This window comes from Rhizobium pisi (genome assembly GCF_003938655.1).
Classification (GTDB): Bacteria; Pseudomonadota; Alphaproteobacteria; order Rhizobiales; family Rhizobiaceae; genus Rhizobium; species Rhizobium pisi.
Genome location: NZ_RJJT01000031.1, coordinates 47,164 through 63,350 on the forward strand (window position 1 = coordinate 47,164; position 16,187 = coordinate 63,350).

Here is a 16,187-nt window from a genome sequence, read left to right on the forward strand (position 1 = left end):
GGACCTTCAGTTCAAACCCTCTGATTTTAGCAATCAGTCTTTTATTTTTTATTTTGCATACAAACTATTAATGACGAATTGATATGTGTCAAGCGCTACCTTGCGTCAGCCTGTGTCCGCAGCAGAAAAATAGATGTCGAGCCGGCGGTCCTCAGCGTTTTGGGCAATCGTGAGGCGCACTCCGTCGGCGCTTGCAACATAGCCGATGTCCTGCCCATCGAGACGGACAGCAAGGACGCCGCCGACGTCTAGGCCGGGCAGGTCGATATAGCCGGCTGCGGCAACCGGCGCGATGGTGCAGCTCAGCCGTCCATCGGTCATGATGATGCGCGACAGCGTCGTTTGCAGGTCCGTCCGCAACATCACGTGACCGTTGAGCGTCATCGACAGGGCGGCGGCCTCGACCCGCAGATGCAATGTTCCCGACGGTGACAGCATGGGGCCGACCGCCACGTCCCGGCCGGTATTGTGCACCGTCCAGCCCGTCCATGGATCGAACTCGACAATCTCGCCGGTTGCCATCAATGGCAACATGGCGGCCCAGATGTAGAACGGATCGGTGTCGCCTTGGTCCATCGCCTCGCCGGTGACGGCGTTGTAGTTTTCAGCGGCGATGCGATCCTCGCGCCAGTTCTTCATGAACAGGTCGTAGCTCTGGCTGGCGAGCTTGCTCGCTTCCCCCATGAAGCCGTAGCGTCGCAGGCCGAGCCAGACCATGTAGTTGACGTTCGGCCAGATACGACCGCGCCAATAGACGTTGTCGGCGAAGGCCGGGTCATCACGCGTCGCGTTCGGCAACACGAAATCACCGCCGAAGGTGGTCTCGTCGCTCAGATGTTCGAGCAGACGCGCCGCCTGCGCCGGCGTCGCGGCGCCGCAAAGCAGCGGATAGAAGCTGGTCGGCGACAGCGACCGGACAAAACCGCCGCGCCGCTGGCGATTGGCGAAGATACCGCGGCTCTCGTCCCAGAGCGTTTCCGAGATCAACGTCCGGTGGCGCTCTGCCAAAGCGGCGAATTCGCGGGAATCCTCATGCTTGCCGAGCACGGTGGCCATTTTCGAGAGCATTTCGGCGTCGAGAGCAGCCGCGCAGTTGAGGCCCAGATCGAAGGTCGACAGCGTACGCGTGATGGGATCGTAGACAGCCTCGTCATGGGTCGCGGAATTGTCCATGCCGGTTTCGTTGCGCGCGCCAAAGGCTGTGCCCTTGTAGAGGCCCTCGCCGACATCCGATGTTCCGCACGAGAGCAGACCGAAGCGGTCGGGATCGCGATTTTCCTGCCACCAACGCCGATTGCGCACCAGCGCATCGTAGCTTGCCTGGATCATCGAACGTTCGCCAGTGCGCTGGTAGAGCTGCCAGACAACGAGCGCGCCGAACGGCAGTTGGCTGCGATCGACCCATGCATCGTTGGAGGTGACGATGCAAGCGATGTTGCCCTGCGGCGTCGCACCCGCCATTGCCGTTGCCATGTTTTCGCGCGCCAGGTCGGCGTCGAAAACGCCGGCGAGAAGCGCCGCAAAAATCTGGTCGTTGAACCAGACGGCAAATTTCCCGAGGTTCCAGATCCGCGTCACCGCCGTGTACGGACGCGCGTTGGTTTCGTCCCAAATGGTGTTCCATGCGACCACATCGCGCACGGCGTCGAGTGCACCCTCGAACACGCCGGTCTGCGCATTAGCGATATCGGCGGATGCTCCGGCGGCAAGACAGGCCTGCGCCTTGGCAATCGCAAGCTCCGCGCTGTCTGCGACGCCTGCAGCATAGGCCCCTTTGCGCATCATCTCGAGATTGAAGCGCAAGGCGATCACCGGTGCCTCGTTCTTTCGGGTGGCGGTGTAGAAGTAGCCGTTTTCCTCGAAGTCCGCCCGCAGCGCGTCGATCGTGTCGTGACCGGTCACGTGCACTGGCGCGTCGGCTGTCGCGACCGCCACGAATCGCGTGCCGACCTTCAGCAGCGTGATGTTGCGGCCCGTATCATAGGCCGCCACTTCGCCGCCATCGGACGAGATCGCCAGCGTCAACCAGAAGCGCAGCCCCCACTCGGCCGACACCTTGCCGTTCCAGCTGCCGCGTATGGCGAAGGGATCGGTCTTCGTCGTCGAAAAGGCGACCGTCGTACCGCTGTGATCGGTCTCCAGCTCGATCAGCGAGCCGTCGATCGCGTGACGGCCGAGGCGAACCGTGTCGCGCCGCGGCTCGATCGCGGAAGTCGTCTTGCTGCGGGTCGAGTACAGCACCGGCGTGATCCGCACGCCGAGCGGCAGGAAGACCATTTCGGCCGGCCGACTGGACCAGCTGTTCCAGGCACGCATCAGGGGAATTGTCGAATATTGTGGCATGATTCTGGGCTTCCGGTCAGGTTTTAAGCGGGATGAGTGTCGGAGCTGCGGTCAACCCGCTCTTGTCGAGGTTCTCGCCGAGATAGGGTGTATTGTTGTAGTAGCGATTTGCCGCCGTGTTCGCGACGCGAAGTTCCAACGAATGGACACCGGGGATCAGCCGCCCCAAAGCAAAACGGTAGGGCCGCCAGCCCCGCCGATCGATCTGCCGGCCATCGAGGCAGGCGACGACCACGGTCGCGACCTCCGGCAATTCGAGAAACCACTCGGCCTCGTCGCCGATCTCGAGCGTCAGCCGGTAGATACCGGTGCCCGAGAAATCGGCAAATCCCTGCGTCTCCCATCCGCTCTCGACCGAGATCGGCACGAATGCTGCATCGGCGCCTGGCGCAAAACTCCAACCGACGACAAGCGGTACGGCGCGCGCGGCGTCGAGCGGCGGCTGGGCCGTGAGACGGCCCTCTCTTGCTATCCCCTGCGCCGTCTCGCGCAGCCGCATGCAGCGCACTTCCTGCGGGTCGAGCCTGACCGTCAGGCGGCTGAAGGCACCGGCCTCCTCCACCTTGCCTGTCGTGGCGGACCAGATCTCGGAGTCGAAGCCGTCACCGAAGGAAATTTCGCTCACCAGCGGCGTTGCGCCATCGTTGAAGAGAACAATCCGCCACCAGCCATCGGCCTCGTTTCCGACCCATTGCCAAGGACGATCCGGCGAATGGCAAACTACCGCCGGACCAGATAACGGCAGCGACGACAGGAGCGCAGTGATATCTCGCCTTCCAGGCATGTGATCGATGTGCGTGGAAGCTATCGGGTTCAGCGGCTCGCCGCCATCGCAAACGGTAGACAAGCGATCTCCTGACGACCAGACAACTCCGCCAGCAGCCTTGAAGGCGTCTAGCGCGCGCAACGTCTTTGCCATCTCGAACACCGTGACCGATGGTAGGACCACAGCATCGAAGGAGAGCCCGGATGCCAGCAGGCGGCTGTTCTCGATCCTTGCCGTTGCGAGATCGACTTCGCTGACGAACATGAAGTCGCAGCCTTCAGCCAGAAGCCCTCCGCACCATGCACCGATGTGGGTGGCATGGTTGTGGCGTGGGCCTTCTGCAAAGGCGGTATGAAGCGGATAGAGGATCGCAACCGGCGTGCGCGGGGTGGCCGGTTCGATGAAGGCAGAAATGCGCGCGGTCTCCTGCGCGAACAGATCATGGTAGCTCCACCACGGCTCGAAATTGATGCCCGGCCCAAAATCGAAACGCGGGTTGGCAAAGGGCGTCGGATCGTCGTCATGACCGTCAGTTTGATATACGCCGTGCCACAGAAACTGCCGGCTGCCTAGGCAATAGAGCCGGATTGCCTGCGCCCGCATCGTCTCCAGCGTCAACTCCCATTGCCCTGCAGCGCGCACCGGCGTTCGCTCGGCACTGGCATATGTTTCGACAACGCAGCGGCTGCGGCCATTCGATCGGGCGACGGAATCGCCTAGCTTCGGCGCAAGCTGCGCAACGAAGTTGTTGGAATCGACTGCCGTTTCATGCCTCAAAGCGTCGATGCCGAAGAAATCCACCGCAAGCGCCACCCTGGGGTCGATGCTGGCGAAGCCGCCGTTTAACGACCACGAACTGATATGCGGCAGGATCTCGTGTCCGGTGAGCACAATCCCCCTGCCCTGGGCCCATCTGCGCAAAGTGCCGGAAAAGGCCTCGTTCATCAGCGCCGAATAGACGGCATAGAACCGCGCCCGAAGCCGCAAGGTCTCAGGCCCGACGTCACGCAGCAATGCCAGCAGCGTTTTAGCGAAAGGTCCCCCCGTGCCGCCCGAAACGGCGTCCGGCAGGCTTGGCGCGAACAGCAGGCTGTTCCCGAGGCAACCGGAGATCTGATCCCATTTGTAAAAACCCGCCGCGGGTTGGTCGTAGAACACGAAGCCGACGGGATCGGGCACGAGATCGCCAAGCGCCTCGACCAGCGGATCAAGCCCGACCCCGATGAACCGCTCCGCGGCCTCCGGCAGCAGGTAGTTGATCAGCCGCGATGTGGTCGACCGGGCGCTGACGAACACCGTCAGCATCTGACCGTCCCCGGCCGCGCCGTCGAAAGCGTAGGTGCAGGACACGCCGTCACTGTCGACGATCGATGTCCGCGCCGTCACATCGACGATCTGATCGAGGCCGTCGATGCCGGCCGACGAATGCAGCAACGCCGCTTCAACCGTCCACTCACACCATTCGACCACGCTTCCTTCATACTGCCACTCGACGATATCGGCGCCCATTGTCTGGGTGAATGGCGGGTGGATGCCGCTGATCTGCCCTCGCCCATGCCCTGATGACGACCAAAACAGGTGACGCTCGCGCAAGTCGTCGCGGCCCGCAACCGTTCGGCCGCCGGCATGGCCGCTGATCCAGTTGTAATCGTCGTAGATGCCAAGCTTCAGCCCCAGCTTGCCGGCGATCCCGGCCGCGACGCGATAGGCTTCCAGATAGGCCGGCGACAGATAGTCGTCGCGCGACATCACAAGCCGGGCCTGGATCAGGATCGTGCCGATCCCCTTCAGTTTGAAATCGCTGAGTTGGGTGTGGCAAACCTCCTGCGTCGGGATCGAATGCCAGAACCAGTAAGCCGACGGGCGAAACGCGGCTGTCGGGTTCTCGAACAGGTTGCGGGGGTCGATATCCTGTCCGGTTCGGATCTGGTCCAAATCGTCTGCTCCCTAGTGGCTTGCTGCCGTCACCCGTTGCATGGCTTTCGTCGTTTCCGTCCAGGCCGGCTTGTCGGGCGCGAAACGCGCTCGCAGATAATCGGCGAGGTCCTTGATCTGGCCTTCGTTCAACGTCTCGCGGAACGCCGGCATCGACATCACCTCGGGGGCTTCCCGGCCGGTGGTCTGCGCAAGGATCGCCGGCGCCTCGACACCGTTCAGGATCGCCTGGATGAGATTATCAGGCGCCGCGGCATGCAGGTTGCTGTTGAGGGCCAGCGACGACAAAATCGAATTGCCGGTATGACAAGTCGCGCAGGCACCATTGAAAATGCGCTCGCCCTTCGGTGAAATCCGCGCGGCCGAAGCCCTGGCCGCTTCACTCGCGGCAACGGCCGCCTCGCTCTGCGCCTTGGTCCCGGCGGGGACCTCGTTGAGGCTTGCGAGATAGGTCGCCATGGCGCGGATATCGCTATCCGGCAGCGGCTGCATCACCTCGACGACATGCGCCATCGGACCGGCGGCACTGCCATGATCGCGCGAGTGTCCGGTGCGCAGGTAATCGTAGAAGGAATCGGCCGTCCAGCCGACCGGACCCCTGGCGAACGTATTCAGGGCCGGCGCCTCCCACCCGTCGGCAAAACCGCCGGAAAGCCGGGCGCTGCCGCTCTTCTCCGCGCCGAGCACATTGCGGTCGGTGTGGCAGGCCGAACAGTGACCCAGTGTCTCGACGAGATAGGCGCCCCTGTTCCATTGCGCATCGCGGGTCTCGACATATTTGAACGGCTGCGCTTTCAGGAACAGCGCGTTCCAGCCCGCCATCATCGCGCGGATGCTGTAGGGAAATTTGAGCTTCGTCTCCGGCACCTTTTCCGCGGCCGGCGCCTGCGTCATCATGTAGGCGTAAAGCGCCTGAAGATCGGCATCCTCGGCGCCCGCGAACGAGGTGTAGGGATGGGCGGGATAGAGGTGGTGGCCATCACGGCTCACGCCCTCCCGCATGGCACGCTCGAAGGCCGGGTAGGACCAAGCGCCGATGCCGCTTTGCGTGTCCGGGGTGATGTTGGTGGCATAGACGGCGCCGAACGGCGTGTCGAAGCGCCGTCCGCCGGCAAAGGGTGTGCCGTCATTGCCGACATGACAGACATTGCAGGCGCCGGCCGCCGCCGCCAGCCGGCCGCGCTCGATGGTGGCGGCGCTGTAGACGTTCGCGTCCGGGCGCTGGATGGTGCCGATCGCCGGGCGCCATGGCGAGGCCATGGTGACGATACCGGACAGAGCCGCGACGGCACCGACGGCCGAAAGACCTATGTTCCACCAGTTCCGCTTCTTCGTGACCGGGGCAGCCGGCGTTTCGTCGGTCTTGCCGTTCAGCGCGGCCAGCACCAGTTCCGGCGTCAGCGGCAGTTCGCGGAAGCGAATACCGATAGCGTCATAGACGGCGTTGGCAATGGCCGAGGCGCTGGGAACGGAGGCGGACTCTCCGACGCCGAGTGGCGGTTCGTCCTGCCGCGGCACCATCAGCACGTCGATGGCGGGCACCTCGGGGAAGGTGATCAGCGGATAGCCACCCCACTCCCTCGACTGCACGGCGGTCGATGAGAATTCGACCTTTTCCTTCAGCACCCGGCTGGTGGATTGAATGATATTGCCGTGGATCTGGTGGCGCACGCCATCGGGATTGATCATCATCCCGGAATCCTGCGCGCACGTCACCTTGGTGACCGCGATCTCGCCGGTCTTCTTATTGACCGCGACATCGGCGACCCAGGCGGCCCAGGCTGCGGCTTTGCCAGGAAACGGCCCATGGATGTAGACGGCATAGGCGAACCCGCGCCCATAGAGCAGGTCGCCCTCGCCGCCGAGCGTGCCCCATGTCGTATGCGGTACCCAATTTGCCCGTTCGGCCAGCGCATTCACTAGATCGATGGCGCGCGGATCGTGGAGGTAGCGAAGCCTGTACTCGACCGGATCGACGCCGGCGGCGGCGGCCAGTTCATCGACATAGCATTCGTGCGCAAACGTGTTGGGCATCGCCGACACGCCGCGGAACCAAGAGGCGCGCGCGATCGGCGGCATGTCGTGCACGGTGACGCGGAGGTTCCCGTAGGCATAGGGCGGGATGGCGGTGCGATCGCCCATCTGCACGACGTCAGAGACTGGCGGCACCTTGCCGGTGAGGATCAACGGAAGGGTCGGCGCCAGATTGGAGGGATAGCGAGTTTCGAAATCATAGGCGGACGGACCGCCTTCCAGATCGAGACCGCCGCGCACGTCCATGATCTGGGCGGCGCCCTTCGGCTCCCAGGCGTGCTCCTGTTCGCGCGTCAGCTGGACACGGACGGGCGCCTTGACCGCGCGCGACAGCAGGGCAGCATCCGCAGTGACGTCATCGGCGCAATTGCGGCCATAGCAGCCGGCGGCTTCCAGTCGCTCGACCCGGATCAGCTCTTCCGGCATGTCGAGAAGCAGCGCCAGATCGCGGCGCATGGGAAACGGGTTCTGCGTTCCCGACCAGACCGTCAGCCCGCCTTCGTTGTAATCGGCCACCGCGCAGGATGGCCCGATCGAGCCGTGCATCTGGTAGGGCCAGACATAGGTGCGGTTCATCGGCTGGGCGCTGCCGGCCAGGGCCATATCGACATTGCCGAGATCGGCAAGCTTGCGCGCGGTCGACGGATTGGCACGCAGCGCCTTTTCCGGCGCGTTGAGATCCGGCCACTCGGGCGGCGCCCGCCACACGACCTTCAGGCTCTTCGCCGCCTCGACGGCGATTTCCTCGCGGGTCGCGACCACGCCGACGAAATCGCCGATGGCGACGACGCCGACAAGCCCGCGAATATGCGCGACCGATGCCTCGTCGATCGAAATCAGGCTGTTTCCGACATGGTCGCCGTGATCGAAACCGGCATAGGGCGGCCGTACGACGCGGCCATGCAGCATGCCCGGCACGCGAACATCATGCACGTAGGTCCAGCGCCCCGTGGCCTTCTCGGGAATATCGACGCGCGGACGCGACGAACCGACCAGCTTGTAGTCCGAGGCCGGTTTCAGGACCGCGTACTTGTCGATCGACAGCCTGGTGTGGCTGCCGGCGACAATGTCGCCGAAGCTCAACTGCCAGTTCTCGCCGCCGTCGGCGCGGATGATACCGTCTTCCAGCCTCAGCCGCTCAAGCGGCACGCCGACCTTCTCGGCTGCCTTGGCCAGCAGATGATGGCGGGCGGTGGCGGCGGCCTGCCGCAGCGGCACCGCGGTGATCTGGATCGTTTCGCTGGCGATGGTCGCGCCCTGGTTGGGTGCGGCGGAGGTGGTGCCGAGCACCATGTCCACATGCTCGAACGGCACGCTGAGTTCCTCGGCGACGATTTGCGCCAGGGAAGTGCGGATGCCTGTCCCGAGATCGACGTGGCCGTTGAAGGCGGTCACACAGCTATCGGCGTCCACCGCGATATAGAGTTCCGCGGCATCGCCGAGCAGTGCATCGTTGACGATCAGCAGCGTGTCGGCGGCCGACATATAGGCCGATTTCGGCATTTGGCGGTTATCGGTCACGGGGAGACCTCCTTCGCGGCTTTTGGCGAGACACCGTCGAGAGTGGAACGGCGCGCCCGCTCGACCTTGGCATAGGCGACGGCCCGCCTGACTGCGGCGAGTATTTCCATATGCGTTCCGCAACGGCAGAGGTGATGGCGCAGCGCCTCGCGAATCGCGTCTTCGTCGGGATCGGTATTGCGATTGAGCAGGGCTGCGGTGGCGATGATCATGCCGTTCAGGCAATATCCGCATTGAGCCGCGGCCTCGTCGATAAAGGCCGCCTGGACCGGATGCAGACGCTCGGGTGTCCCAAGGCCTTCAAGTGTGATGACACGTCGCGCGCCGACCGCACCGAGCGGCACCGTGCAGGACCGGACGGCACGGCCGTCTATGAGAACGGCGCAAGCACCGCATTCGCCGAGCCCGCAACCGTATTTCGGACCATTCAGGGAGAGATCGTTTCTGAGGATATAGAGAAGTGGTGTTTCCGGGCTTGCTTCGACGCTCTCGACGGCGTCGTTCACATTCAAACTGAAGCAAACTGGCAGTGTCAAAGCAGGCCCTCCGCGCCGGAGAACGAAACACAGACCACGCCTTTTTCTATCGGCCGAACCGCTACGCAGCAGACATCGCGCGGACGCCCACAAACCATAACGATGCGACAGTCACCGACCCTTCGCATCTATTGCCCCTTTTATTTTATTAAGAAGTGTATACGCTTCATAATGACCAATGACAAGTCGGATTTCGCCGTTGTGATTTTGCTAGTATATTCAATTGCCGGGCAAATTTCTCCGCAATTTTGACGAAAATCAGGGCGTCGCTATTGCTATTTAAAGCGTATGCGCTAGAATTTTGGCAAGCGTCCAATCGTGGGAACAATGCGTCGAAAGACAGCTAAGAAGGATCGCCATGTCTAACGGAAAAGAAAAGATCGCGATTATCGGCGCCGGCCTCGGTGGCGCCGTCGCGGGTGCGCTGCTCCAGCACGCGGGTTTTGAGGTCAACGTCTACGAACAAGCGCCGAGCTTCTCGCGCCTGGGCGCCGGCATCCATATGGGGCCGAACGTCCTGAAGATTTTCGAGCGCATCGGCGTCGACAAGAAGGTCATCAGCATCAGCAGCACACCGAGCCATTGGTTCAGCCGCGACGGCATTACCGGCGAATACACCGCGCGGGTTCCGCTTGTGGGCTACGGCCAGACCTATTGCACCGTTCACCGTGGCGACTTGCAGGCCATTCAGTGCGATGCGCTGCAGCCGGGCACCTTGCACTTCGGCAAAAAGCTGGCCCGCCTCGACGACAACGGCACCGATGTGCTGATCGAATTCGAAGATGGAACCTCGGTGCGCGCAGATATCGTGATCGGCGCCGACGGTATCAATTCGCGCGTTCGCGAAACGCTGCTCGGCGCAGAAAAGCCGAATTACAGCGGCTGGGTCGGCCATCGCGCCCTAATCTCGTCCGACAAACTGAAGAAATACGACCTGACGTTTGAGGATTGCGTCAAGTGGTGGGGTCCGGACCGTCACATGATGGTCTACTACACGACGGCCCGCCGCGACGAATATTACTATGTCACCGGCGTTCCGCATCCGGCCTGGGAATTCGATTCGGCCTTCGTCGGCAGCAGCCGCGACGAGATGGCGGCGGCGTTTAAGGGTTATCATCCGATCATCCAGGCGCTGATCGAAAGCACCGATGAGGTGACGAAGTGGCCGCTGTTCAACCGTAACCCGCTGCCGCTCTGGAGCAAGGGCCGCCTCGTGCTGCTGGGCGATGCCTGCCATCCGATGAAGCCGCACATGGCGCAGGGTGCCGCCATGGCGATCGAAGACGCCGCGATGCTGACCCGCTGCCTGCAGGAAACCGGCATCAACGATTTCCGCACCGCTTTCGGACTTTATGAGACCAATCGCCGCGACCGCGCGACGCGTGTCCAGAGCGTTTCGAACGCCAACACCTTCCTGCTCAAGCAGGAGGATCCCGCGTGGGTCTATGGCTACGACATCTATGCCGAGCCGCTGAAGAGCGAGACCGCAGCATGAGCGGCGGCGCGTTGTACGGGGCGAACGTCTTCGCCAACGGCATTCGGCAGCACTATCTGCGCTATGGCGGCTTTGGCTCTGCGGTCATCCTGATCCCTGGCATCACCAGCCCGGCGATCACATGGGGATTCGTCGCCGAGCGGTTAGCCGAGCGTTACGACGTCTACGTGCTCGACGTGCGCGGCCGCGGCCTGTCGTCGACGGGTCCCGACCTTGATTACGGCCTCAACGCGATGGCCGCCGACGTGGTCGGGTTCGCCACATCGCTCGAGCTTCCTGCCCCCGCCCTGCTCGGCCATTCGATGGGCGCGCGCATCGCCATCCGTGCCGCCGTTGCGGCGCCCGACGCGTTTTCGAGGCTCGCCCTGATCGATCCGCCGGTTTCTGGCCCCGGACGCCGCGTCTACCCGAGCAAGCTACCTTGGTATGTCGACAGCATCCGCCTGGCGCTGAAGGGCATCGATGCGGAAGGTATGAGGGCGTTTTGCCCGACATGGACCGACGAACAGCTGAAGCTGCGCGCCGAATGGCTGCATACCTGCTACGAGCCCGCCATCGTCACCGCCTTCGAGGACTTCCACAAGGACGATATCTTCCCGGATCTGCCGAAGCTCAAGCAGCCAGCGATGCTGATGGTGGCCGGCCGTGGAGGCGTGATCGAAACCGTGGACGAGGACGAGGCCCGCTCTCTGTATCCGGCGCTGGAAATCACCCGGGTGCCCAATGCCGGGCACATGATCCCTTGGGATGATTTCGACGGCTTCTTTGCCGCGCTTGGGGATTTTCTCTCCCGTTGATTGAAACGGCGACGGATCGACCATCCACCGCCGTTTGTTTGACACTCGCTTTTGCAACGCAGAGGATTCCATCCGTGCAGAAATATTATCGTATCGGCCAGATCGTTCCGAGCTCCAACACAACGATGGAGACCGAAATTCCCGCCATGTTGACGGCGCGCCAGTCCATCCGCCCCGAGCGCTTCACCTTCCACTCCAGCCGCATGCGGATGAAGAAAGTGGTCAAGGAAGAATTGGCAGCGATGGACGCCGAATCCGACCGTTGCGCCGTCGAGCTTTCCGACGCCCGCGTCGATGTTCTGGGATATGCTTGCCTTGTTGCCATCATGGCGATGGGCCTCGGCTATCACCGCCAGTCGGAGAAACGTCTGACGGGCCGCACTCAGGAAAACAACGCGAATATTCCCGTCGTTACCAGCGCCGGCGCGTTGATCGAGGGCCTGAAGGTGATGAAGGCAAAGAAGATCGCCGTCGTCGCACCCTATATGAAACCGTTGACCGAACTCGTGGTGAATTACATCCGGGAAGAGGGCTTCGAGGTCATGGATTGGCGGGCCCTTGAAATTCCTGACAATCTCGATGTCGCCCGCCACGATCCGGAAAATCTCCCGGCCATTGTCCAGACGCTCGATCTGTCGAACGTCGATGTCATCGTGCTGTCGGCCTGCGTGCAGATGCCGTCGCTGCCGGTGATTGCCAAGGTCGAGGCCATGACCGGGAAGCCGGTTGTGACCGCCGCCGTGGCGACAACTTACTGCATGCTCAAGAAGCTCGGTCTGGAAGCAGTCGTGCCCGGCGCCGGCGCGCTTCTGTCCGGCGCATACTGAAGGGAGACCGATCATGCAGAGCGCAGAAAGCAACTATCAGGGCGTCTGGGGCAACCGCATCGGCTTCGGCCAGCGCCTAGCCCTGCTCGTCATCGATTTCCTAAAGGGGTACACCACCGAGGGCGCGCCTCTCTACGCCCCGGGCGTGGTTGACGCAGTCGCGCAGACGCCGGCGCTCATCCAGGCCGCCCGCGACGCCGGCATCCCAGTCATCCATACGCGCATCCTCTATCTTGCGGAAAACTGCGCTGACGGCGGCATGTGGGTGAAGAAATCGCCCGTCATGAAGGGAATGGTCGAAGGCAATGTGCTGGCCGAATTCTGCGACGGCGTCGCTCCGGAAAAAGGCGAACTTGTCATCGTCAAGCAATATGCCAGCGCCTTCTTCGGCACCAGCCTCGCCTCGCATCTGCATGCGCAGGGCATCGACACGGTCGTGTTAGCCGGCTGCTCGACCAGCGGGTGCATCCGTGCGAGCGCCGTCGATGCCGTGCAGCACGGCTTCCGGACCATTGTCGTGCGCGATTGCGTCGGCGACCGGCATCCCGACCCGCACAATGCCAACCTCTTCGACATCGACAGCAAGTATGGCGATGTCGTTTCGAGGGAGGAGGCGATCGCCGAAATTGCCAAGGTCAAGTCCGACTGTCCGTAACTTTACAAAACAGCCAAGCCTTCACAAGATAGGGGAATGAGCATGGATCAATTCAGCTTCACGGAAATCTGCCTGCATCAGTTGAAGATGTCGGGCGTTCACGAGGGAGAAAAACTCATTGTCCTTACCCAGGGCAGCGAGCGCCTCGATTACGCCGACGCCTTCATGGCGGCGGGCATGCGTCTTGGCGCCAAGATGTATCACATGCGTTTGCCGCCGGTGCCGCCGGCAGGTGCATGGGCGGTCGGCCAGACAGGCCTTGCTGCCATGCCGGAAGCGGTAGAGGCCCTGAAGGCCGCCGACATGCTGATCGATTGCATCTTTCTACTCTTCAGCCCGGAACAGATGGCGATCCAGGCGGCCGGCACGCGTATCCTGACCGCCGTGGAACCGCCGGAGATTCTGGCACGCATGCTGCCGACAAAGGAACTGCGCGAGCGCGTTGAATTTGCCGGAGACCTGCTGTCCAAGGCGAAGGTGATGCGGATCACTTCTCCGCACGGCACAGATGTCACCTACAAGCTCAACACCTATCCTGCCATTACGGAATATGCGTGCACGGACGAGCCGGGCCGCTGGGATCATTGGCCGTCCGGCTTTGTCTTTACCGGTGGTGACGATGATGGCGTCGACGGTACAATCGTCGTTGCTCCGGGCGATATCCTGCTGCCGCAGAACATCTACGTGCGCGACCCGATCATCTATACGATCGAAAACGGTTGGATCACCGACATTCGCGGCGGTCTCGATGCCGAGCTGGTCAAATCCTACATGGCAGGTTTCAGCGACCCGCGTGGCATGGGCATGAGCCATGTCGGCTGGGGCCTTAATCAGAACGCTAAGTGGCATCGAATGGTGCCCGGCGAATTCCCCGGAGGCATGGGCATGGAGGCACGCTCCTTCTACGGCAACGTCATGTTCTCCACCGGCCCCAACAACGAGCTCGGCGGCCCGAACGACACCGCCTGCCATCTGGACATCCCGATGCGCGGTTGCTCGCTGTTCCTCGACGATGAACCGATGGTTCTGGATGGCGACATCGCCGTTAAGGAAATGAAGTACAACTTCAAATAACCGAAATAGCCAAGCCGCTCCGCGTGCAATCGCGCGGAGCGGGTGCGGCTCGAGACGCCTTGACCAGCGCAACCTGCTGTGATGTTTCCTGCAGTCCGCGCCGCATTCGCGCCAAAGAGCCGCAAACCGATGGATCACACCGACGATGACCGCAAAAGACACCGAAGACCTGCCCGAAGCGCCGGCGCCTCAGAATGGCTACCACGTCACGGAGCAAGTCGGGCATCTGCTGCGCAAGGCCTATCAGCGTCATCTGTCGATTTTCCAGACCAATGCCAGTGATCCAGACCTGACATCGGTGCAGTTTGTGACGCTGTGCGCGCTGCATGACCTCGGTCCCAGTTCACAGGTCGAACTTGTCAAGGCCACCTCCGTCGACCAGGCGACCATCCGTGGCATCGTCGAGCGGCTGAAGGCCCGCGGACTGATCGATCTCTCCAAGGACGAGGCCGACGGCCGCAAGGTGGTGATCTCCCTGCTGCCCAAGGGCGAAGCCCTGCTGCAGGACATGTATCCGCAAGCCTATCTTATCAGCGAAAAGACCGTCGCGCGTCTCAACCCGGCGGAGCGCATAGCGTTGTTGTATCTCCTGCGCAAGATCGCCGACGATGAGACTGGAGAACAGTAGGTGTTGATGGGGTACCTGCGGCCTTGAAGGGATGCGAAGTAGGGCGCTGTTCAACGAGCTAAGTGACTGATAATTCTGACTTTGAGGCATAACGCGCTATTATGGGACTTAAAGACGATTTAAGAGCACGCCGATGGTGTCACTTCCATCTACGCGGTGGCCGTTGTCCAATTCTGCCGGTTGGCGATCAGGTCGTCGACGACGGCCGGATCGGCAAGCGTCGACGTATCGCCAAGCGCGCCGAAATCGTCCTCGGCGATCTTGCGCAGGATGCGGCGCATGATCTTGCCGGAGCGGGTCTTCGGCAGGCCGGGCGCGAACTGGATCTTGTCGGGGGCAGCGATCGGGCCGATTTCGGCCCGGACATGTTTCACGAGGTCCTGGCGAAGCGCGTCCGACCCGTCATGACCGGCCATCAGCGTCACATAGCAATAGATGCCCTGGCCCTTGATCGGATGCGGATATCCGACGACGGCTGCTTCCGAAACGAGGTTGTGTGAAACGAGCGCGGATTCCACTTCCGCCGTGCCGAGCCGGTGACCCGAGACGTTGAGCACATCGTCGACGCGGCCCGTGATCCAGTAATAGCCGTCCGCATCGCGCCGGCAGCCGTCGCCGGTGAAATACTTGCCCTTGTAGGTGGAGAAGTAGGTCTGGATGAAGCGCTCGTGATCGCCGTAGACCGTGCGCATCTGGCCCGGCCAGCTGTCTGTGATGCAGAGATTGCCGTCGGCCGGACCGTCCAGCACCTTGCCTTCATTGTCGACCAGTTGCGGCTTGACCCCGAAGAACGGCGTCGTCGCCGAACCCGGTTTCAGATCGGTGGCGCCTGGCAGCGGCGTGATCATGTGACCGCCGGTTTCCGTCTGCCACCAGGTATCGATGACGGGGCAGCGCTTGTCGCCGACGACATTGTAATACCACTCCCAGGCCTCGGGATTGATCGGCTCTCCGACCGTGCCGAGCAGGCGCAGCGAGGAGCGCGAAGAACGCGTGACGAATTCGTCGCCGGCGCCCATCAGCGAGCGGATCGCCGTCGGCGCCGTGTAGAAGATGTTGACATTGTGCTTGTCGATGACTTCCCAGAACCGGCCCTGGTCCGGGAAATTCGGCACGCCCTCGAACATCAGCGTCGTCGCACAATTCGCAAGCGGCCCATAGACGATATAGGAGTGGCCGGTGACCCAGCCGACATCGGCCGTGCACCAGTAGACGTCGCCATGATGGTAGTCGAAGACATATTCATGCGTCATCGAGGCATAGACGAGGTAACCGCCCGTCGTGTGCAGCACGCCCTTCGGCTTGCCGGTCGAGCCTGACGTATAGAGAATGAAGAGCGGGTCTTCCGCCTTCATCTTCACCGGCGGGCATTCCGCCTTCACGGTGGCGACCTCTTGATGATGCCAGAGATCGCGGCCCGGTGCCCAGCCGGTCTTGCCGCCGGTGCGGCGCAGGTGATGACGAAGGTGGATTCGCAGTCGACGATGCGCCCGGCCAGCGCCTCGGGCGAGAAGCCACCGAAGACGACCGAATGCACCGCGCCGATCCGGGCGCAGGCGAGCATCGCATAGGCCGC

10 protein-coding genes and 1 pseudogene are annotated in these 16,187 nt (G+C 62.4%); 6 read left to right on the forward strand and 5 right to left on the reverse strand.

Going from position 1 to position 16,187, the window contains the following annotated elements; translation table 11 throughout:
• Positions 1-105: 105 nt before the first annotated feature.
• From EFD55_RS29685 to EFD55_RS29700, 4 genes are read right to left on the reverse strand one after another with little or no spacing between them, the layout of a single operon-like run.
• Positions 106-2,343 carry an MGH1-like glycoside hydrolase domain-containing protein gene (locus EFD55_RS29685; RefSeq protein WP_125850218.1) on the reverse strand — a complete coding sequence of 746 codons (2,238 nt, stop codon included), beginning with the start codon at positions 2,341-2,343 and terminating at the stop codon, positions 106-108.
• A 16-nt stretch (positions 2,344-2,359) separates the two neighbouring features.
• Entirely contained in the window at positions 2,360-5,044 is a 2,685-nt protein-coding gene (locus EFD55_RS29690) for a carbohydrate-binding protein (protein WP_125850220.1), read from the reverse strand.
• Between the two features lie 12 nt (positions 5,045-5,056).
• The gene (locus EFD55_RS29695; protein ID WP_125850222.1) at positions 5,057-8,599 is read right to left on the reverse strand and encodes a molybdopterin cofactor-binding domain-containing protein; all 3,543 of its coding nucleotides are present in this window, start codon (positions 8,597-8,599) and stop codon (positions 5,057-5,059) included.
• Positions 8,596-9,135: a (2Fe-2S)-binding protein gene (locus EFD55_RS29700; protein ID WP_245438623.1), complete on the reverse strand. Its 540-nt coding sequence runs from the start codon at positions 9,133-9,135 to the stop codon at positions 8,596-8,598. The genes EFD55_RS29695 and EFD55_RS29700 overlap by 4 nt, the downstream gene beginning before the upstream one ends.
• Positions 9,136-9,493: 358 nt before the next feature.
• Here EFD55_RS29700 and EFD55_RS29705 point away from each other — a divergent pair, with 358 nt between their 5' ends.
• The 6 genes from EFD55_RS29705 to EFD55_RS29730 all read left to right on the forward strand — a co-directional run bounded on the left by EFD55_RS29705 (position 9,494) and on the right by EFD55_RS29730 (position 14,611).
• Complete coding sequence (locus EFD55_RS29705) at positions 9,494-10,630, forward strand: FAD-dependent monooxygenase (protein ID WP_125850224.1); 1,137 nt, start codon at positions 9,494-9,496, stop codon at positions 10,628-10,630.
• On the forward strand, positions 10,627-11,427 hold the full coding sequence (locus EFD55_RS29710) for an alpha/beta fold hydrolase (RefSeq protein ID WP_125850226.1): 801 nt from the start codon (positions 10,627-10,629) through the stop codon (positions 11,425-11,427). The genes EFD55_RS29705 and EFD55_RS29710 overlap by 4 nt, the downstream gene beginning before the upstream one ends.
• A 74-nt stretch (positions 11,428-11,501) precedes the next feature.
• On the forward strand, positions 11,502-12,254 hold the full coding sequence (locus EFD55_RS29715; RefSeq protein WP_125850228.1) for a maleate cis-trans isomerase family protein: 753 nt from the start codon (positions 11,502-11,504) through the stop codon (positions 12,252-12,254).
• 13 nt (positions 12,255-12,267) lie between these two features.
• A complete protein-coding gene (locus tag EFD55_RS29720) occupies positions 12,268-12,909 on the forward strand; it encodes an N-carbamoylsarcosine amidohydrolase (protein ID WP_125850230.1) in 642 nt (213 codons plus the stop codon).
• A gap of 42 nt (positions 12,910-12,951) precedes the next feature.
• Entirely contained in the window at positions 12,952-13,983 is a 1,032-nt protein-coding gene (locus tag EFD55_RS29725; protein ID WP_125850242.1) for a 2,5-dihydroxypyridine 5,6-dioxygenase NicX family protein, read from the forward strand.
• 145 nt (positions 13,984-14,128) lie between these two features.
• Positions 14,129-14,611: a MarR family winged helix-turn-helix transcriptional regulator gene (locus EFD55_RS29730; RefSeq protein WP_125850232.1), complete on the forward strand. Its 483-nt coding sequence runs from the start codon at positions 14,129-14,131 to the stop codon at positions 14,609-14,611.
• A 149-nt stretch (positions 14,612-14,760) separates the two neighbouring features.
• Here the strand turns inward: EFD55_RS29730 and acs are convergent.
• A pseudogene (gene acs / locus EFD55_RS29735) lies at positions 14,761-16,187 on the reverse strand (acetate--CoA ligase); the annotation flags it as partial.

What these genes read in the sequence shown, in the direction of transcription:
- EFD55_RS29685 (WP_125850218.1), bottom strand. Translation starts at nt 2,343, where the DNA reads ATGCCACAATATTCGACAATTCCCCTGATGCGTGCCTGGAACAGCTGG.
- EFD55_RS29705 (WP_125850224.1), top strand. Translation starts at nt 9,494, where the DNA reads ATGTCTAACGGAAAAGAAAAGATCGCGATTATCGGCGCCGGCCTCGGT.
- EFD55_RS29710 (WP_125850226.1), top strand. Translation starts at nt 10,627, where the DNA reads ATGAGCGGCGGCGCGTTGTACGGGGCGAACGTCTTCGCCAACGGCATT.
- EFD55_RS29720 (WP_125850230.1), top strand. Translation starts at nt 12,268, where the DNA reads ATGCAGAGCGCAGAAAGCAACTATCAGGGCGTCTGGGGCAACCGCATC.
- EFD55_RS29725 (WP_125850242.1), top strand. Translation starts at nt 12,952, where the DNA reads ATGGATCAATTCAGCTTCACGGAAATCTGCCTGCATCAGTTGAAGATG.
- EFD55_RS29730 (WP_125850232.1), top strand. Translation starts at nt 14,129, where the DNA reads ATGACCGCAAAAGACACCGAAGACCTGCCCGAAGCGCCGGCGCCTCAG.